At 48.9% G+C, this 19,124-nt stretch carries 14 protein-coding genes and 2 pseudogenes; 4 read left to right on the top strand and 12 right to left on the bottom strand.

Translation table 11 applies throughout. From position 1 onward, the window contains the following. Positions 1-3: 3 nt before the first annotated feature. From D9734_RS19335 to D9734_RS19310, 6 genes and pseudogenes are all read right to left on the bottom strand, one after another. Positions 4-954, bottom strand: a complete 951-nt coding sequence (locus tag D9734_RS19335; RefSeq protein ID WP_000661631.1) for a carbamate kinase family protein — start codon at positions 952-954, stop codon at positions 4-6. Positions 955-1,003: 49 nt separating this feature from the next. Further along, positions 1,004-1,177, bottom strand: a pseudogene (yahH, locus tag D9734_RS19330) (protein YahH); the annotation flags it as partial. Positions 1,178-1,200: 23 nt separating this feature from the next. Continuing rightward, positions 1,201-2,619 (bottom strand): DUF1116 domain-containing protein, encoded by a 1,419-nt coding sequence (locus D9734_RS19325; protein WP_130209788.1) that lies wholly within the window; start codon positions 2,617-2,619, stop codon positions 1,201-1,203. Continuing rightward, on the bottom strand, positions 2,619-4,166 hold the full coding sequence (gene fdrA, locus D9734_RS19320) for an acyl-CoA synthetase FdrA (protein ID WP_130209786.1): 1,548 nt from the start codon (positions 4,164-4,166) through the stop codon (positions 2,619-2,621). Before fdrA ends, D9734_RS19325 begins: the two co-directional genes overlap by 1 nt. Further along, positions 4,156-5,019 carry a DUF2877 domain-containing protein gene (locus tag D9734_RS19315; RefSeq protein ID WP_130209784.1) on the bottom strand — a complete coding sequence of 288 codons (864 nt, stop codon included), beginning with the start codon at positions 5,017-5,019 and terminating at the stop codon, positions 4,156-4,158. Before D9734_RS19315 ends, fdrA begins: the two co-directional genes overlap by 11 nt. Positions 5,020-5,058: 39 nt before the next feature. Next, entirely contained in the window at positions 5,059-5,664 is a 606-nt protein-coding gene (locus D9734_RS19310) for an ankyrin repeat domain-containing protein (protein ID WP_130209782.1), read from the bottom strand. 257 nt (positions 5,665-5,921) lie between these two features. On the opposite strand from D9734_RS19310, the gene D9734_RS19305 reads away from it, so the two are divergent. Continuing rightward, the gene (locus D9734_RS19305) at positions 5,922-6,419 is read left to right on the top strand and encodes a DUF1097 domain-containing protein (RefSeq protein WP_130209780.1); all 498 of its coding nucleotides are present in this window, start codon (positions 5,922-5,924) and stop codon (positions 6,417-6,419) included. Positions 6,420-6,510: 91 nt separating this feature from the next. Next, positions 6,511-7,443, top strand: coding sequence for a LysR substrate-binding domain-containing protein (locus D9734_RS19300; RefSeq protein WP_001084383.1), 933 nt, complete (start codon positions 6,511-6,513; stop codon positions 7,441-7,443). A gap of 41 nt (positions 7,444-7,484) precedes the next feature. On the opposite strand, the gene D9734_RS19295 is transcribed toward D9734_RS19300, so the two are convergent. Continuing rightward, positions 7,485-8,573 (bottom strand): EAL domain-containing protein, encoded by a 1,089-nt coding sequence (locus D9734_RS19295; protein WP_130209778.1) that lies wholly within the window; start codon positions 8,571-8,573, stop codon positions 7,485-7,487. A 139-nt stretch (positions 8,574-8,712) separates the two neighbouring features. After that, positions 8,713-12,714 carry an autotransporter outer membrane beta-barrel domain-containing protein gene (locus D9734_RS19290; RefSeq protein ID WP_130209776.1) on the bottom strand — a complete coding sequence of 1,334 codons (4,002 nt, stop codon included), beginning with the start codon at positions 12,712-12,714 and terminating at the stop codon, positions 8,713-8,715. Positions 12,715-13,311: 597 nt separating this feature from the next. Between D9734_RS19290 and D9734_RS19285 the strand changes: the two are divergent. Then, a pseudogene (locus D9734_RS19285) lies at positions 13,312-13,541 on the top strand (choline dehydrogenase); the annotation flags it as partial. A 95-nt stretch (positions 13,542-13,636) separates the two neighbouring features. Here D9734_RS19285 and D9734_RS19280 read toward each other — a convergent pair. From D9734_RS19280 to D9734_RS19265, 4 genes are all read right to left on the bottom strand, one after another. Then, complete coding sequence (locus D9734_RS19280; RefSeq protein WP_130209774.1) at positions 13,637-14,332, bottom strand: lactate utilization protein C; 696 nt, start codon at positions 14,330-14,332, stop codon at positions 13,637-13,639. Continuing rightward, positions 14,325-15,752 (bottom strand): LutB/LldF family L-lactate oxidation iron-sulfur protein, encoded by a 1,428-nt coding sequence (locus D9734_RS19275; protein WP_130209772.1) that lies wholly within the window; start codon positions 15,750-15,752, stop codon positions 14,325-14,327. Before D9734_RS19275 ends, D9734_RS19280 begins: the two co-directional genes overlap by 8 nt. A 10-nt stretch (positions 15,753-15,762) precedes the next feature. Further along, positions 15,763-16,482 carry a (Fe-S)-binding protein gene (locus D9734_RS19270; protein ID WP_130209770.1) on the bottom strand — a complete coding sequence of 240 codons (720 nt, stop codon included), beginning with the start codon at positions 16,480-16,482 and terminating at the stop codon, positions 15,763-15,765. Between the two features lie 517 nt (positions 16,483-16,999). Next, positions 17,000-17,869: an aldo/keto reductase gene (locus tag D9734_RS19265; RefSeq protein ID WP_130209768.1), complete on the bottom strand. Its 870-nt coding sequence runs from the start codon at positions 17,867-17,869 to the stop codon at positions 17,000-17,002. A gap of 394 nt (positions 17,870-18,263) precedes the next feature. On the opposite strand from D9734_RS19265, the gene D9734_RS19260 reads away from it, so the two are divergent. Beyond that, positions 18,264-19,118, top strand: a complete 855-nt coding sequence (locus D9734_RS19260) for a helix-turn-helix domain-containing protein (RefSeq protein ID WP_130209766.1) — start codon at positions 18,264-18,266, stop codon at positions 19,116-19,118. The last annotated feature ends 6 nt before the right edge of the window (positions 19,119-19,124 follow it).

Below are 19,124 nucleotides of genomic sequence, written 5' to 3'. Positions count from 1 at the left end.
TCCTTACGTTTTAATAATATGGGTGCCCGTTTCGCCACGCAGCGCCGCAGGCAGGCATTCCGGCGTGGTGATAATCACTTCTTTGCCGCCCTGTTCCAGGAATGTCAGGCTGGCGATGATTTTTGGCAACATGCTGCCGGGCGGGAAATGCCCTTCCTGCATATAGCGGGTCATGGTGGCAATATCTACGCGATCCAGCGCCTGCTGCTGCGGCTTGCCAAAGTGAATACACACTTTTTCCACGCCGGTGGTGATCACCAGAATGTCGGCGTGAATTTCGCGAGCCAGTAGCGCGGTAGAGAGATCTTTGTCGATAACCGCGTCCACGCTTTGGTAATCCCCTGCTTCGCTACGCACCACCGGAATTCCGCCGCCGCCCGCGCCAATCACCACAAAACCTTGCTGGATCAGCGCCTTAATGGCTGGTGCTTCGACAATACGTTTCGGTTCCGGCGAGGCGACCACGCGGCGATAGCCGCGTCCGGCATCTTCAACAAAACGCCAGTCAGGGTTAGCCTTTTGTAATTCGTCACGCTGGCTTTCACTGAAGAATGCACCGATGGGCTTGGTGGGATGAGCAAAACCCGGATCGTTTTTATCCACTTCCACCTGAGTCACCACGGTGACGGCTTTTTTCTCGCCGTGACGCGCCAGCCGGTTGTTCAGCGCCTGTTGGATCAGATAACCAATGCCGCCTTGCGTATCTGCCACACAGTTCGCCAGCGGCGTTAAGGGCAGCCCTTCGCGCTCGTGGGCAATCTCCGCACGGCGTAAATCCAGCCCGACCTGCGGCCCGTTGCCGTGGGTCAGCACAATGTCGTAATCGGAAGCCAGCATTTCCAGCACCGTATCGGCGACGGCTTTCACCGCCTCCGCCTGATGCTCAATCGACTGGCTGGCGTTATCTTTGATAATGCTGTTGCCACCAATGGCAACGACCACAAGTTCTTTCATGTTGTTATGTCCGCTACAGAGGGTGATGAGGTTATGACCAACGCCAGACTGCCTGATGCGCTACGCTTATCAGGCCTACAAATTCTCGTGCCATCCGTAGGCCGGATAAGGCGTTCACGCCGCATCCGGCAGTGGTGACAAATGCCTGATGCGCTACGCTTATCAGGCCTACAGATTCTTGCGCCATTCGTAGGCCGGATAAGGCGTTCACGCCGCATCCGGCAGAAACAACGCGCACTTTACAGTTCAGACGCCGTAACGTTCGCACCAGCCAAGAATGGCTTTCTCGAAGCAGGCGAATGGTGGATGCACAATGCCCGCGCCAATCATGCCGACGCCCGCATCTTTATGGGCGATGGCGGTGTTGATCACCGGCAGAATGCCACTGCTACCCACGCGGGTGATGTCGATTGCCGACGGCACGCCCATAAAACCGAGCAGCGGAATGGTGACGTTGGGGTTTTCGCCAAGGGTGATTTCGCGCATCTGACGGGAGAAATCGATAGCCTCTTCCACCGTACCGCCCACCAGCGCGACGATTGCGGGCGCGGTCGCCATAGCAAATCCGCCAATGCCGTAGGTTTCAGTGATGGCGCTGTCGCCGATATCCAGCCCCGAATCTTCCGGCTTATAACCGGCAAACATCGGGCCGATCACCTGCTGCGCTGGGCCGGTAAACCATTGTCCCGGTAATCCGCTGACCCGCAGGCCAAACTCGACGCCGTTACGCGCCATGGTGGTCACCACGGTGCTGTATTCGATGCCGTGCGCCGCATCCATCGCCGCTTTACACATCGCCATCCACGTCGGGCCGGAGAAGTAGTCGCTGCTGGCAACAAACTCAAACACTTCGCGCTGTTGCTCCACGGAATAACCTGCCTGAATAATCCCCGGCGTCAGCGCCTGAATCAGCAACGTCGTCCCGGCGTTATTGCGGTTATGGCACTCATCGCCCATATGCAGCGCCTGCGCCAACATTAAGCGCAGATCGATCTCGCCGATAATTTTCATGGCGTCGCGCAGCATTGGCCCCTGCACATCGCGCATCCAGTTGAGGCGGTCAATCACGCTCTGGTCGTTAGCGCCCATGCGCAAAATCTTCGCCATCTGCTCGCTCATGTTGGTGTAAGCGACGTTGCCGTAGGTTTTGTTTTTTACGATGTGCATAAACATCGAGGCAGAGGTGACGCCCGCCATCGAACCTACGCAGTCATGTTCGTGGCACGGCGAGAAAGTAATCTCCCCGGAAGCCGCCAGTTCAGCCGCCTCATCGAGATCTTTCGCCAGCCCTTCGAACACCAGCGCCCCGGTGACCGCGCCTTTCATCGCGCCGCACATTTTTTCCCAGGTAACCGGCGGCCCGGCGTGAAGAATGGTTTTCGCCGTCATGCCCGGCACCACGTTAATCGCCTGATCAAAACCAATCAGCACCGGATGCGACTGGATAATGCGCTCCAGCGCCTGCTGGTTAGCGGCGGCGATTTTGTCCGCCAGCGGTGAATCGGCAATGTTGTCCAGCGCCTGCACCACCTGCATATTGCCCTGCCCCGGCGGCGTCCAGTCGAGTTGGGTCACTTCTACATGCTGCTTTTTCAGGTCATCGCTAAACATGGCGATACCGACGTTAATAACGTTCAACGGTTGGCTAAACAGTGACTGGCTCATCAGGCTTCCTCCCCTTTGCAGATAAATTCACGCGCCAGCAATCCGGTATTGGTGCTGCTGCTGGCCAGAATCACTCCGGCATCAAGCAGCATCTGGCTTTGTTGTTCTAATGATGGCGTATCGAGATCGGTGCCCAGCACATAAGCGAGAATGATCAACTCGCGTCCTTCGGCAGCGGCGATCGCTTTCGCTTCTTTGATCGCATCGATGGTGGAGCCGACCGGATCTTCATGCGATCCAAATCCGAGCACAAAATCCATCACGATCACCGCCACTTCTGGATCGCGCGCTTCTTCGATCAAGCGGCTGATGCGGTTGGTGGGGTCAATCATTGGATGCGGCTTGCCGTTGGTGAAGTCGTCATCGCCAAAGTCGAGGAAGGTGTGTTTGATGCTGCGGTTGATATCTTTCAGGCGGAATTCAGGATCGGGCTGAATGTTGCTGTAGACATCGCCGTGTTTTTCCATCACCGCGAACATGGTTTCGTCACACAGCGTGCCGCCGCAGAACAGGCCACGAATGTATTTCTGCTGCGGTTGCAGACGCGCACGCACATCCGCAATCAACGGCTGGTTCAGGGTATGCAGGTCGAGATGTTCCTGTTTCACGCCGGAGAGCATCACTGCTTTCAGCGCCGCTTCTTTGCTGCCGCGGGCAAACTGGAGTCCCTGCTCGTCAACCGGCGTTTCGCCACGACCGAGGAAGCAGACCACTACCGACTTGCGGCAGGCGCGCGCACGTTCCAGCACTTTGCGGGCCACCGCAGGCGCTGGCGGTTTGGAGATAAGCACAATGATTTCAGTTTGCGGATCGTTTTCCAGCATCCCGATAGCGTCGAGCATCATCAGGCCGCCGATTTTCTCGCTCAGGTCGCGCCCGCCGGTGCCGATCAGTTGCGAAACGCCGCCGCCAAATTCATGGATACGGACGCTCAGTTCCTGGCTACCAGTGCCGGATGCACCAACAATACCGATATTGCCGCGACGCACGGCGTTGCCAAAACAGAGCGCCGCGCCGTTAATAATCGCCGTACCGCAGTCTGGCCCCATCATCAGCAGCCCTTTTTCGTGGGCCAGTTGCTTGAGCGCCAGTTCATCTTCAACCGAGACGTTATCGGAAAACAGCATCACGTTAAGGTCGTTTTGCAGCGCCTGACGCGCTTCGCGAGCGGCAAACAGACCGTTGACCGAAATCACTGCCAGGTTACTTTCCGGGATATGCTTTTTGGCGCTGGCAATCGTGGCGTAACGTGCCTCGTGCGAGCCGCTTTGCGCTTTGGTGTTGAACAACTCTTCAATCTCCACCAGCAACTGCTCGTTGTCCGCGCCCGCTTTGCCGTTGATGACAATCATCAGGTCGCCGTTTTTCGCCTGTTCCAGCTCCGGCGTCAGCAGCCCTAAATTTTTCAGTACGCCTTTGTTCATTTCGGTCGCCATCGCCACAAATGCCTGCTCGACGCCGTCGAGTTTATTTGCACGCGTGGAGATAGACATCAGCGAGACAGAATCAAAATAGGTATTCGGTTTAATGACTATTTTAACTGACATAATTCCCTCCGTAGGTTTGGCTCAGCGCACAACCATCGGCCATGCCATACAGCATGTCGCAGCCGGAACTGGAGCCAATATGTTTAATTTTTTCTATTGCCTGAGTTGCGTTCCCAGGGATGTCATAAATAATGTCGTGTATAAAACGATGAATATTTTCCCGGCAGCGTTGTTGTAATGCGGCTTCCAGCGTTATGGCACTTAATAACGTGGTATTATTTTTGCCGCGTTGCAGACCGAGATAAAATTCCTCTTTGTATTTTTCCGCCGGATGCCCGGATATAAATAAAATAAGCGCCAGCCCTGTTAAATAATCGTCGGCTGATGGCGTAAGGCCAATCCCTAAGCCCATCATACTGGCGACCGCTGAGGCGATATTTTGTTTATCGTTTACTGCCTGAATAACTGCCCGTCGTTTAATATGTAATTCTTTATTTAATGCCTGATAAAACGGATTATCGCCGCGATAATTAAACAGGGTTTCATTTTCCCCCAGGTGCTGATGAATAATGTCGTGCCACTGTTGCCAGGCGATAAGGTGAAAATTCAGAGCGGTCATTTGCAAGGTTGGGGACAGCCAACGCTGACATCGACTCATCTCTATATGAAGATGTTGACCAACCGTAATGCCTTGATCGTCAAACTGAACCTTATCACCATGCCGGAACAGACCATCAAAGTGAGTGAGTGCCAACCGACAACTGTTTGGCGCATTGTCGTACTCTTCACAAAGCAGCGTCAGCAACTGCTGGCGAGCCGGGAATGCGATATTTACCGCTCTGGCAAAGACCTGTTCAACCTGTCCTTTCCCCCGCTGCGCCTGAAAATCCGCATCCGCAGTTAGCGCCCACACACACCGTCTTTCTGGTGTGTCGATAGCCAGCCTCCTGGTTTATGCGCCTGCGGCAATCAGCAACTGCGCAATCTCTTCAAAACCGCGTTCCCGCGCCAGTTCCAGCGGCGTTTTGCCATATTTATCCGTCATGTGCGGGCTGGCCCCGTGTTCCAGCAATAGCTGGACAATCGCCTGCTGTTTAATCCCGCCATCATTAAGCACAATCGCTTCCAGTAGCGGCGTCCAGCCAACATGGTTGGTCTGGTTAACGTTAATCTCCGTATGCGCCAAAAGTTCTTTCACAATACTTAAATGACCTTTTTCACAGGCAGGCGTCAGGCCAACGCCGCCAAAACGGGTGACGCAATTAAGGTCTGGTTTAGCCGGTAAAATAATTCGTAGCAGCGTTAAATCACCGTTCAGGCAGCTCATTAAAAAAGGATTTAAACATGTCAGGTCTTGTTTATTAATATCCGCCCCGGCATCAATTAATGCCTGAACACAAGCATATTGCTGATATAAACTTGCCAGCGTAATTGCCGTTTTCCCCTGGCGATCGCAGGTATTAATATCGACACCCAGCGCAAGACAGGTTTTTACTTTATCGATATCGCCCTGTTGTGCAGCCAATAAATAGTCGGCAGGTAGATTTTTTATAGTCATTCACATTCCCCTGGTTTTTGTGGCTGTTTTCGATGAATTGAGAATAGCAACGATAATCTGATAAAAGAACCCGCTTAAATTTAATTCGCCGTATTTCGCCTTTTTGTTGAATGATGTTCAACAATCTTTTCGCAGTGTGCGGTAGTGCAATATTTGTTTCTTTGACCCGATACCCTTTCACTCAATCAGGTTTTATTTCTCTATAGTCTGCACATGTAAGCGCAGCTTTCGTCCATGTCTAACCAGAGGGGAACAAGATGAACGGACTCACTGCAACGGGTATAACCGTCGGTGTTTGTGCAGGGCTTTGGCAGTTAGTGTCTTCACATGTTGGGCTTTCTCAGGGATGGGAATTATTAGGTACGATAGGGTTCGTCGCCTTTTGCAGTTTTTATGCCGCAGGCGGCGGTAAATCGGGGTTTATCAGAAGTCTGGCGGTTAATTATTCCGGGATGGTGTGGGCGTTTTTCGCCGCGCTGGCTGCCGGTTGGCTGGCCTCGGTGAGTGGGCTGTCCGCGTTCTGGGCGAGCGTGATTACGACTGTACCCTTCTCGGCGGTGGTGGTCTGGCAAGGGCGTTTCTGGTTACTGTCTTTTATTCCCGGTGGCTTTCTCGGCATGACGCTGTTTTTTGCCAGCGGGATGAACTGGACGGTAACGTTACTGGGTTTTCTGGCGGGTAACTGCGTGGGGATAATTTCAGAATATGGCGGACAAAAATTAAGCGAAGCGACGACTAAACGCGACGGGTATTAAAAGTTATTCAAAAATGATTATCTATCTTTAACCGATACCTCTACAGTCATAGCTGGAGAAATTCATAGTAGATAATGGCGGGAATGGTTTAATGAACTCAATTTTTACCGAAGAGAATCTGTTGGCATTTACTACCGCTGCGCGTTTTGGCAGCTTCAGTAAAGCGGCAGAAGAGTTGGGTTTAACCACTTCCGCCATTAGCTACACCATCAAGCGTATGGAGACGGGGCTGGATGTGGTGCTGTTCACTCGTAACACCCGCAGCATTGAGTTAACCGAGTCCGGGCGTTATTTTTTCCGCAAAGCTACCGACCTGCTGAATGATTTTCATGCCATCAAACGCAGCATCGATACTATTTCGCAGGGCATAGAAGCGCGTGTGCGCATTTGTATAAATCAGCTGCTTTATACGCCCAAACACACCGCGCGCTTATTACAGGTGCTGAAAAAGCAGTTTCCTACCTGCCAGATTACCGTGACGACCGAAGTGTATAACGGCGTCTGGGATGCGATTATTAATAATCAGGCAAATATCGCCATCGGCGCGCCCGACACGCTGCTGGACGGTGGCGGTATTGATTACACTGAAATTGGCGCGATTCGCTGGGCTTTTGCCATTGCCCCGGATCACCCGTTAGCCTTTGTACCAGAGCCGATCGCTGAAAGTCAGCTACGTCTCTACCCCAATATCATGGTGGAAGACACCGCGCATACGATTAATAAAAAGGTGGGCTGGTTGCTGCACGGGCAGGAGTCGATTCTGGTGCCGGATTTCAACACCAAATGCCAGTGCCAGATTTTAGGTGAAGGGATTGGTTTTTTGCCGGATTACATGGTCCGTGAGGCGATGGCGCAATCCCTGCTGGTTACCCGACAAATCCATAATCCGCGCCAGGATTCGCGCATGTTACTGGCGACTCAGCATTCTGCTACGGGTCAGGTCACGCAGTGGATTAAAAAACAATTTGCGCCAAATGGCATATTAACGGGGATCTATCAGGATTTACTGCATCGGGAGAATTGATACCACTCAACCTCCCGATGCGTTGTGAATAGCGGTTTAGATCAACCACCTGCTTTCATTACCCATTCAGAGATAAATTTATTACCCGGTACTGGCGGAGAATACAAATAGCCCTGCAAAAAGTGAACGCCTTTACCGATCATTAAGTCCGCCTGTTCCTGAGTTTCCACCCCTTCAGCCACGATACTCAGACCAGGTTTACGCGCCAGTTCGACAATATTGTCGACAATATGACCGGAGATTTCGTCCACGCTCGCCATTTGCACAAATGACTTATCGATCTTAATAAAATCGACCGGGAACGCCTGCAAGTAACGATAGGTCGCATAACCCGTACCAAAATCATCCAGCGCAAAGGTAATGTTGTGCTGATGAAGGCTATCAAATATCGCTCTGGCTTCTGGCGTTACCGGAATAGGGTTACGTTCCGTCAGCTCAAGAACCAGCTTGATTTTATCGTTACCTAATTTCTTAACCAGGTTCAGACACTCTTTTTCAAATCCCGCAGCCAAGAAACAGCCCGCCGAGACGTTGATACCAATATGGAAATTGTCCGGCAGCAAATGTTTTACCGGCATCAGAATATCCGCAGTCTGTTTCATCAACTGGCGGGTCATTATGACGATAAGACCAGATGACTCCGCCAGAGGAATAAATTGATCCGGCGGGATGATTCCCGTTTGCGGATGTTCCCAACGAACAAGCACTTCACAACCTGTCAGTACCCCTGTCTGAGCACAAAATACCGGTTGGATCCACGGTTTGAATTCATGGTTTTCCAGCGCCAGACTGATGGCTTCAGGTGTGACAATATGGTGACAACGGTTGTCAGGAAGATAAATTTTATTTTTATTTCCCGTAGCAGTGGTTACCTGCGGGTGATACTGAAAAAAGATATCCCGCCAGAAGGTAATATCACTCTGGATGCCTAATTTCTCATACAACTGCTTCTTTTGATGTGAAATTGTCTTTGCACTGCGATTTCTGTACTGTGAGATTTCTGTAACCGACATCCCCTCCATTAGCAGCTTGAGTAAAAGCCGTTCTTTTTCGGACACAATACCAGGCAACGTCAAATTAACCGTTGCGCCGAACTCTTCCAAAAAAACACTCAAATCATGCGAAGCCATTGAACACACCTTGATTAAATCTTGTGCGCCAGCTTAATCTGCTTGTCTTCACTCTGGCAGGAAAAGCTGACTGCAAGAAAATGACACAGAGAGCCGAATTGGTACCCATTCGGCTCTCTCCTTTTACTTATTATTCAGATCAGAATTGCCACTTAACGCCAATCATTGCAGAGGTGTCATTATATCCCTTATCAGCAACCTGAACGCCCACATTTCCCCAGACATTCAGGTTGGCATTTAGCTGTCCTTCAACACCCGTCTTTATCTCGGCAATATTTCGGGCGCCATCCTGAGTGACTGACACGCCATCCATGCTGGTGCTGAAATCCTTACTGTTATGCAACCAGTTCACTTCCACAAATGGCTGGAACTCGCGGGATTTACCGTCGTCCATTTTATGATGACTCTTCAGCCAGGTTTTTACACCAAGTCGAGTCTGAATGTTGCCGTCACCGCTGCTATCAACGAGAGTCCCATTGCTTTCGCGGTGCTTATCGGCTTTGACTCCCATCCAGGTAACCTGTGCTTGCGGCTGAACATACCATTCATTACGCGTTCCCTGACTGCCATTAAATTCAGCTAATTTGTGTTTGTATCCAGCTTCCAGTGAAGCGGTAAATCCTTTTGATTTATAGGATTCACTTTGTAAATCATCACCTTTCACTGTGTTATCAAACCAGCTGTACTGCGCCCAACTGTCGAGATACGCGCCATTATGCGATTCGTCATCAGCATACCAGGTGGCATACAGGCCAGTGCTATATCCATTCACACTCGCTTTTGAACGATAACCGGTTCGCGAGGAAATGGTTTTGCTGTCGCTGTTGCCATATCCCGCCATGACCCCAACATGCCAGCGGTCGCTGCCGTTTTGGCTCCACTGCGCGATGTCGCCTCCCAGTTGCAGAACATAGCGATTGCTTTGGGTTTTCAGCTGGCCGCTGCCATCGCGCCATTTATTATGACCACCTTCATGGCGCATCCACATAGTGGTTTGTTTCTGCTCACCCGTCACCATGTCGGTATAGTACGTATTACCCAGACGCTCATGCAGACGCGTAGTGAACATGGTATTCGCTGCTGCAAGGTTCGCGATGTAGCTACCCGCCTCCGGTCGCAGGTCATTATCCACATTCAGATCCGGACCCGGCGTCGGCTCTGGAGTCGGAGTCGGAGTCGGAGTCGGAGTCGGAGTCGGAGTCGGATTAGGCTCCGGATTCGGCATCGGCTCTGGCTCCGGTTGCGGTTCAGCTGAATCACCACCACTGGTCAGATACCAGTTTCCGCTGTTTGCCCCCTTACCACGCGCGAGAGTGTAGTCATATGCGCCCGCAACGATACGTCCCGCCTGAACAAATTCCCCCTCAGACTTACCATCAACATGGATAAGTTCAATACCGTTAAGCGTTTTAGCGCCTGTACCACCAGCGTTATTCACCGTAACGGAAGTCGTGCCGCTGGTATCGCCCTCAACAACCAGTTTATCCGTCACTGAATCATCGCCATTCAGTGCCGTATTCATCACCAGTCGGCCGTTATCACCATGGTAGTTCCCCTTCACCACTAACGCGTTGCCCGCTTGCTGTCCAGACTCTCCGGTCATCAGCGTACCGTTGTTGATCAGGTTGCCGCCCAGGGTGTAATTCACAGGCACAGCCGCTCTTTTTTCAGCGCTATTATTCAATACCAGGGTGCCGTTGTTCTCAACATTTGCGCTACCCAATCCCTGTGCATGACTTACCAGAACATTAGCCGAGCTAGCAATATTCATATTAGCCGTCAGGTTGCTGTTATCGCCCGCAAGGTCCAGCGTGCCGTCCTGAATATTCAGCTCCCCGTTACCCGTTAACGAACCGGCTGAAGTCCCCCCGTTGGCAAGAGTCAGGCTCCCGCCGTTTAAGTTCAGCAGCGAATCGGCGCTCCCATTGAGCGTATCCACGGTCTGGCTGTGACCATTCATATCCAGTTCAGTCTCTGCCGCCAGACGCAGTTCACGGGTATTACCCAACACGTTATCGTTATTCAACAAGAGCGTCCCGCTGCGCAGATCGGTAATACCGGTATAGTCGTTGTCTTTGTTAGAAAGCGATACGGTCTGACCTTTCTGGCTGCTGAATGCCAGGTCACCACTGCCGGTAATCTTTGCGCTGAGATCGGCGGCATTGTCGCTTTTACCGTTTGCACTCAGCACCAGGGCATCGCTGTCGGTCGCCTGCAAATCAAGCTGCGTCAGGCCATAGCCGATATACAGGCCATCATTGTTTACCCCACTCGTCAGACGATAGTCGTAAGTGCCGACGGCCGCTGTTTGTCCATTCTGCTGAATATCACGTTGGGCGCTGCTGGAGAGAATTTGCCCATTTTTATCCTGCAATTGCAGGTTGCCCGCATCCCCCAGAACTTCCGCACCTTGCGCATCAACCAGCTTAATGGCGCTGTTACCATCATCAACTTCAGTAAGCGATAACGCGGAGTCAATATCACGAGATACTGAGCGGACAACGTCACTGTCAGAAACCTGAATCACACCCTCGCCGCGCAGATCCAGCGTTTTACTAACGTTGACCGTCCCTTCTGTCATCTGTGCACCTGCTATCAGGGCACCAAAATCAACGGTTCCGCCGGAGAATCCCAAAGTGCTAATGGAGTGAGCGCCCTTACCCACTGTTACCAGGCTTCCCTGACCCGCAGTGATCCCGCCTTTCTGCAGAAACTCAGCATTCTTTTCCAGGTTAAATGTCGTGTTCTGGAACGCCAGTGAACCCTGGAACCAGTCTGTATAAGCAAACTCATCGAAGGAGAATTCGTGATTCCCCATGTTTATTTCAACAATGCCTCTACCTTCAAGATCGTTATCAAATACCCAATCTTTGTTGGCATTAATTTGCAATTTGCCATCAACATCCAGCTCTGCACGGCCGATGTTCTTATCTTCAGAAATAACCGCGACAGCACCAGAAGCAACATCAATATATCCGTAGAATGCATAGTTATTGCCGGTCAACTCCACCGTCCCACCGTCGATACTTATTGTACCGTTGCCGGAAATCTTATTGGCAAAGGTCATGCTATCGTCAGCCTTCAGGTGTAATTTCCCGCGGTTGTTGATTTCTGCTGTACCTATATTTTGAGTGATCCCTAAAGCGCCATTTTGCTCAATTTTGACTTTACCGCTAAAGGCAGAGTTATCACCGGTTAAGTAAGTCGTGCCATTGAGCGCATTGATATAGCCCAGGCCCTCGCTGCCACTGACAATATCCGCGGAAATAGTCGCGTTTTTATCCGTGTGGTTTAAGGTGATTTTCTTATCGGATGTCGAAGCCCAGACAAACTCAATTTTTTCGGCATCAATAATCCCTGCTGCTTTCGCATCACTCCCTTCCTGGGCACCTAACGCCAACTCAGAGTTGGTGCTTAAACTAATAGTCGGCGCAGAAATTTTACCACCTTCCGAAACGGCAAGTGTTGTATCGGAGTTTTGATTATAATAGCCCAGGCTAATTTGCTTCCTGGCATTAACTTCACCGCCGTTATTAACTGACAGGTACTGATCACCACCGTAACTGCTGAAAACGCCCATAAAGAAGGTTTCGGAATTTACCTGGCTACCTTCACCACTGACATTTCCCTGCGTATAAGTCAGACGACTGGTGCCCTTAACATGGATTTTGCCGCCATTGGAGACATTAAAATAGCCACGATCATGCCAGGAGCCGGAGTTTGAATCATATAAATCATCAGCATACAACTCACTACCAGCATTGGAGACGTTCAGGAAACCCGTACCCTTCAACAGTACGTCAAGCTGACCATTGATATAGACTTTCCCTCCGGTGATATCCAGCCCACCATTAGAAGCGAGAGTAAAACGAGGACGGGAAGTATCTGTTACGTTAATAACCAGATTAGCATTATCAGTCACCGTAATACGGTAATCGATGTTCTGATCGGCTTTGCCGTAATCAACGGTCTTATCCTCGTTCACGATGAAATCACCAGAGAACGCCAGAGATGAATATAAACTTATCGCGCTAATTAAAACAGCCCGGGACTTTTTTCCTTTTATTTTGCTTCCCAGTTCAGAGCAGACACTCCAACAGTTACGGGACCTGTTCCACTTTAGCCGATATATTTTATTCATCACAATCTCCAGCAATACATCCAAATAAAACCAAGATTGCATAAACAGCAACGCATAAAATGCCATCCCGGTTACTGTTCATGGCATATATAAATTCAAAAAAATCGCATAACATTGATAACCACATACCTGGGTATGCAGTTCAGAGAGTAATAATAGATTAACTTACTACCGGACACCTATTTCAAATTAACAATCTTAACTTTACCCTTACATTAGCACCCAGTCTCAAACATATGCGCATTATATGTATCTGAAAGCTCAAATCAACTCAAAACATAAACAAGGAGCAGGCATTACACCCATAATATATAACCAACGAAAGTGATAACTCTAATTAGGTATTTAAATATAAGAATTGTCTTATCAATAAATATATATGCGCATAAGACTGAATCCATTCAGCTTTCATTCATATAAAATCGTTAATTAATAGAATATAAGATTTACAAGTGACTAAGAGGAATTACAAGATATGAAGTTACAACTATATATAATATATGCATAAAATTCTACAGTGGTTCAATGATTCCCGTACCATATGCAGAGATGGCGCAGTTTTATGCACGTCCTGGAACATCACACTATTCCCTGTGTGTCGATTGTCAGACCGATGAACAGCTCAACGAACTTGTGCGTAATTGCACCGAAACCGCCTTTCCCCCGTGCGATGCGTACAGAACAGACTACGACGAGACGGCGGGCCGTATACGAACTGGAGGGCCTGCGCGTGGTGGATGCATCAATTATGATTGGCGAAAAGCACGGCTGCGTATTTTGTGGCGAATGGAATGCCGCCGAGAGCTAAAAATTCAGTCGCGACTTGATTTGATTGTAGGCTTTGCAAGGTTGAGAGTTACCGTATTGATATGGGACCGAATCCTACTATAAAAACGTGAGGTAACTCTCATGTTACTCCCTCTCAGCAATCCTCAATAATCAGGTATACCGCTTTCACCGGGCCATGAACCCCGACGACTTTGATAAGCTCAATATCCGCCGTTGAACTAGGACCGCTAATGATGTTAATGCAGGACGGCATACGTTCACCGGACTGCGCTTTCTGATGCAATTTTTCTGCGAGTTGCGCCACGCGTGGCAGGATGGTGCTTTTGCGCAGGATAAAAATTGAGGACTCAGGGAGCAAACTCAACGAGCGTCCACGCTCAGCAGCGGAAAAAAGCACCACGCCTCCCGATTCTGTTAAGCCATATTCAGCATAAACTACGCCAACTTTAGCCTGCTCTGCCTGCGAGATATTCTCGGCACCTTTCAGCGGATCCCACACGACGGCATTACATCCCTGCTGTAAACGTTCACTGATCCCCAGTTCTTCCAGTCGCCTGTCGCCACTAACCACAACCGACTGATCTCCCAGCTCTTTACACAGGCGTAATGCAGCATCCGCGGCCTGCGCCTCGCTGATCAGTTCACAACGCGTCAACATGACATCACTGGCAAACTGGATAAACGCGTCACAGCGCTGTTGCTGGTTAAGTTCAGTAAGACGCTCGTTTGCATAGTTGTTAAGCGGTGCATCTTCTGTTTGCGGTTCAAGTCGCAACGGACGCCCCAGTGCCTGAGCAATGTTTTGCAAGAATTCGCTTCGATTATCCATTCTTTTTCTCCTGTGCCTGATGTTTCTTAAACCAACTACGGAAACTCTCGCCGTCAGCTTCAGGAAGATCGCGGGCTTCCATCCAGTCGCTAATCGCACCGATCTTGAGTGGTGTTTTGCCGCCACTGATAAACCAGCTTGCCGCATGAGCGCCTGCCATCATTCCGACTTTCCACAATCCCGGATGACTATTGGCATAAGCGAACATTTTAATCGCCCGTTGCTCTGCTTTTGCGGTGATCCCTTTTTCAGCCATCACTCGACGATGGCGCAAAATCAGTTTTGACAGAGGAATACGCACCGGACACACGCTGTCACAGGCCGTGCATAAAGAGCAGGCGTAGGGTAAATCTTTAAAATCTTTATAGCCGCCAAGTAGCGGAGAAATCACCGCGCCGATTGGCCCTGGGTAAATAGATCCGTATCCGTGACCTCCAATGTGGCGATATGCCGGACAAGTATTCATGCAGGCCCCGCAGCGAATACAGCGCAGCACATCCCGAAATTCAGAGGCCAGCACTTCAGAACGCCCGTTATCAACAATAACCAGATGAAACTCTTCAGGCCCGTCCACATGCCCCGCTTCGCGCGGCCCTGTCAGCCAGGTGTTGTATCCCGTCAAACGTGCGCCAACGGCACTACGCGCCAGCATGGTGATCAATACATCAACCTCGGCAAACGTGGGGGCAATACGCTCCATCCCCATCACCGCGATGTGCGTTTTAGGTAGCGTGGTACACATTCGCGCATTGCCTTCATTGGTCACCAGGCATACCGAACCTGTTTCTGCTACCGCGAAATTACAGCCGGTTATACCGATTTCGGCACTGAGGAAATCTTCACGGATCTTTTGACGAATGAATAAGGTCATCGCTTCAGGCGTCTCCGGGCCATCATAGCCCAGACGTTCGTGTAGTACCTGGCGGATCTGGTGGCGATCTTTATGGATAGCCGGGACCACAACATGAGATGGCGGATCTTGATCCAACTGAAGAATGTATTCACCCAGATCGGTTTCAATCACCTGAATGCCAGCATCCTGCAACACATGATTGACGCCAATCTCTTCGGTCACCATCGATTTAGATTTCACCACCTTCCGGGCATTTTTGCGTTGGGCGACCTGTAAAATGTAGCGGGTAGCGTCTTCTTTGGTTTTTGCAAAATAGACGTGACCGCCGTTTTGCGACACTTTTTCGGAGAGCTGGTACAGATAAGCGTCAAGATTACTCAGAACATGATCACGTATCTGGCTGGCACGATCGCGCCACTCCTCCCAGTGACCTAATTCATCGACCATTTTTTGCCGATTTGCCCCAATACGCTGCTGCGCGTTTGCCACCGCTTTGCGCATGATCGGATCTTCAATTTGCTGACGGATGCGTGTCTTGAATTCTGTATTACTGGTTTTGATCGACATCTTTATACCCTCAGCGGCTCATCAGCACTTCAGCAATATGCATCACTTTGACTTCCTGCCCTTCCCGTTGTAATCGCCCACTTATATTCAGCAAGCAACTAATGTCGGCACCAATTAAATACTCAGGACAGACCTCCATCAGGTGTGAAACCTTTTCTTTCACCATCTCGCCGGAAATTTCGGCCATTTTGACCGAGAACGTACCGCCAAACCCGCAGCAAGTATCCTGTTCGGCAAAGGGCAACAGCTCCAGTCCGCGTACATTTTTTAGCAGCGTAAGTGGTTCATCCTTCACGCCCAACTTACGGGCCAGACTACAGGATGGATGGTATACCGCCCTCCCTTGCAAGCTGGCGCCTACATCAACGACCCCAAGTGTATTGACAATAAAAGAAGTGAGATCCTGCATACGCGCGGCGACCTTTTCTGCACGTGATGCCCATTCTGGTTCGTCAGCCAGATATGTTGGGTAACTTTTTACGGCGTAAGTGCAGGAACCGGCGGGAGAAATAATGGGATCGTCGTTATCTTCAAGTGCAGCGATCAGATTTTTCATTCCTGGGATCGCTTCTTTGATATAACCACTATTGATCGCAGGCTGACCGCAGCATCCCTGTTTCTCAGGAAAATTTACGCGACAGCCGAGTTTTTCCAGGAGCAGCACGGAGTCACGTGCCATCCTTGATTTCAGGGCATCACCGATACAGGTAACAAAGAAATTTACATTCACAACCAATACTCCATTGCTTCATTTCTATTTATGCCTGATCGCAACCACTCCTTCCGGGTTATCAGACATCAATAAAAATGGCGGCTTTTTTATTGGGTAGCAGAATACAAATTCAAACTTATTTGTATGACAAATCAATAATCCATCATTGGATACCTGGATGCAATAGCTAATTTTATTTCTTTCGGCGTCGCTCACATTTTTATAATGATCGCCACTAACAATACGGAATCATGCATTCGATATAATAACGTCATGAATCCAATCGAATTTATCTTAAACACCCATTTAGAGATACTCATTTGGTATCTGTTAAAACAGTCCACCAAATGAGTATAAATGAAATTATTAACAATAATTACACAACCATTAATAACTGTAATTTTATCTTACTGAAGCGATTCAGTTTGTATTTTTTATTTTCATAAAGAGAGCCCGCCTTCAGAAAATATATAAAAACACCTGCTATAGGTCATATTTTCAGAGTGCGGGTCAGGTAGTATTCTGATAACTCTAATTAGTTATGTATTTTTACGCCAAGACAGCCACGAACAAACTCAGGATTAAAATGTTTTACGGATTCGCCAACATACCCCAGATCAAGTGAGTTTATTTGCGCCATTTCTTTCTCTGTCAGTGAAAAATCCCAGATAGCGAAGTTCTCTTCAATACGATGCTGATGAGTCGATTTTGGAATAACAACCACTCCCCGTTGAATATTCCAGCGTAGAATTACCTGAGAAATCGATTTTTGGTGAGCATTTGCAATACCCTGAAGCAGGCTGTTTTCAAATGGTTTATGTCTTCCACCGCCTAATGGTGCCCATGCTTCAGGCTGCACGTTGTAGTATTTCATGGTTGCCAGCGCTTCTGGTTGGGCAAAATAGGGATGCAACTCAACCTGGTTGACCATTGGCTTAATTCTGACTGTTTCACAAAAATTTGCCAGAACATGAGGATAGAAATTGGAAACCCCAATCGCTTTCAGTTTGCCCTCTTCATAAGCCTCTTCCAGTGCACGCCATGCACTGAAATAATCGCGCATTGCCTGGTGCAATAAATAGAGATCAAAGTATTCAAGTCCCGATTTTTTTAATGACGCTTCAATACCTGCTTTTGCCGTATCCTGATCAACCATGTCCTGCACCCACAATTTAGAAGTAATAAATAACTCCTCGCGGGTACAGAAACCTTCCGAAATGGCTTCACGAATAGCCTCGCCGACGGCGTCTTCATTACCATATACCGCTGCAGTGTCGATTAGCCGATAACCGGTTCGGATAGCATTCAACACTGATTGTTTACACACTTCTTTATCGGTAACCTGAAAAACACCAAATCCCATCATCGGCATTTTCAGATTGTTGCTTAATACGGAAAATTCCACTAGCAGTCCCTCCATTACATATGAATCATTAGTCTACGTTAAAACATGACCGCAGATTAGTATGTGGATTTTGATATCACTTATGTAAAAATTTCATTAATAATAGGGGACTGTAATCTCTCTATTATGGGAAAAATGAAGCAGACACGATGAGATTGATGACAAGCACAAAATTGCCTGATGCGCTATGATTATCATGCCTACCAGAGAATCGCAATTTATTGAATTTGCGCTATTTTGTTGGCTGGATAAGTTCCGGTATACACAACAAGCATTTGTCAACAATCTGAGATACTGTCAGTCGCCTGGCCTCGGACCTTTCTGTTTTTGATACACTAATAGCCTTTGTCATACGAAAAATGTACGAAATGGCGAAGGGTAAATGGAGAATGTTATGATCAGGCAGAAGATTTTGCAGCAACTCCTGGAGTGGATTGAGTGCAATCTCGGTAACCCTATCTCAATCGAAGATATCGCACAGAAATCTGGCTACAGTAGACGCAATATCCAGCTCCTGTTCAGAAACTTCATGCATGTGCCGCTGGGAGAATACATTCGCAAACGAAGACTTTGCCGGGCAGCTATTCTTGTCCGACTCACAGCGAAATCTATGCTTGATATTGCACTATCTTTGCATTTTGATTCACAGCAGTCATTCAGTCGCGAATTTAAAAAGTTATTCGGATGCTCTCCCCGAGAATACCGGCTCCGTGATTATTGGGATCTGGAAAATATCTTCCCTCCATTTTTAGCACGCCAACATACAAAAACTGATTGCACATTAATTCATTTCCCTGAAACACGTATTTTTGGCAATTCATTTAAGTATGATACTGAAATATCGAATAAATCACCGGATGAAGAAGTCAAATTGCGACGTCATCATTTAGCCAAGTGTATGAAGGATTTTAAGACGGATATCTATTTCGTCTCAACGTTTAAACCATCAACAAAGTCGGTCGATTTACTCACAGTTGAAACCTTTGCTGGTACGGTATGTGAATATGCTGACATGCCGAAAGAGTGGACAACGACCCGAGGACTTTATGCCTCTTTCCGTTATGAAGGAAATTGGGAACATTACTCTGACTGGGTTCGGAACATCTATCTGATAGAGTTGCCTGCCAGGGGGTTAGCCAGAGTGAACGGCAGCGATATTGAGCGATTTTATTACAATGAAGATTTCGTAGAAAAGGATGGCAATGATGTTGTTTGCGAAATTTTTATCCCCGTTCGAGCCTGTACATAGATTTGT

The organism is Escherichia sp. E14S1 (assembly GCF_004211995.1).
In the GTDB taxonomy this organism is placed as follows: Bacteria; Pseudomonadota; Gammaproteobacteria; order Enterobacterales; family Enterobacteriaceae; genus Escherichia.
Note: the sequence above shows the minus strand (reverse complement) of the source record. Positions and strands in the feature narration are given on the sequence as shown.

What these genes read in the sequence shown, in the direction of transcription:
- D9734_RS19305 (WP_130209780.1), top strand. Translation starts at nt 5,922, where the DNA reads ATGAACGGACTCACTGCAACGGGTATAACCGTCGGTGTTTGTGCAGGG.
- D9734_RS19310 (WP_130209782.1), bottom strand. Translation starts at nt 5,664, where the DNA reads ATGACTATAAAAAATCTACCTGCCGACTATTTATTGGCTGCACAACAG.
- D9734_RS19295 (WP_130209778.1), bottom strand. Translation starts at nt 8,573, where the DNA reads ATGGCTTCGCATGATTTGAGTGTTTTTTTGGAAGAGTTCGGCGCAACG.
- D9734_RS19275 (WP_130209772.1), bottom strand. Translation starts at nt 15,752, where the DNA reads ATGTCGATCAAAACCAGTAATACAGAATTCAAGACACGCATCCGTCAG.
- D9734_RS19335 (WP_000661631.1), bottom strand. Translation starts at nt 954, where the DNA reads ATGAAAGAACTTGTGGTCGTTGCCATTGGTGGCAACAGCATTATCAAA.
- D9734_RS19280 (WP_130209774.1), bottom strand. Translation starts at nt 14,332, where the DNA reads ATGGATAATCGAAGCGAATTCTTGCAAAACATTGCTCAGGCACTGGGG.
- D9734_RS19325 (WP_130209788.1), bottom strand. Translation starts at nt 2,619, where the DNA reads ATGAGCCAGTCACTGTTTAGCCAACCGTTGAACGTTATTAACGTCGGT.
- D9734_RS19300 (WP_001084383.1), top strand. Translation starts at nt 6,511, where the DNA reads ATGAACTCAATTTTTACCGAAGAGAATCTGTTGGCATTTACTACCGCT.
- D9734_RS19260 (WP_130209766.1), top strand. Translation starts at nt 18,264, where the DNA reads ATGATCAGGCAGAAGATTTTGCAGCAACTCCTGGAGTGGATTGAGTGC.
- D9734_RS19290 (WP_130209776.1), bottom strand. Translation starts at nt 12,714, where the DNA reads ATGAATAAAATATATCGGCTAAAGTGGAACAGGTCCCGTAACTGTTGG.
- fdrA (WP_130209786.1), bottom strand. Translation starts at nt 4,166, where the DNA reads ATGTCAGTTAAAATAGTCATTAAACCGAATACCTATTTTGATTCTGTC.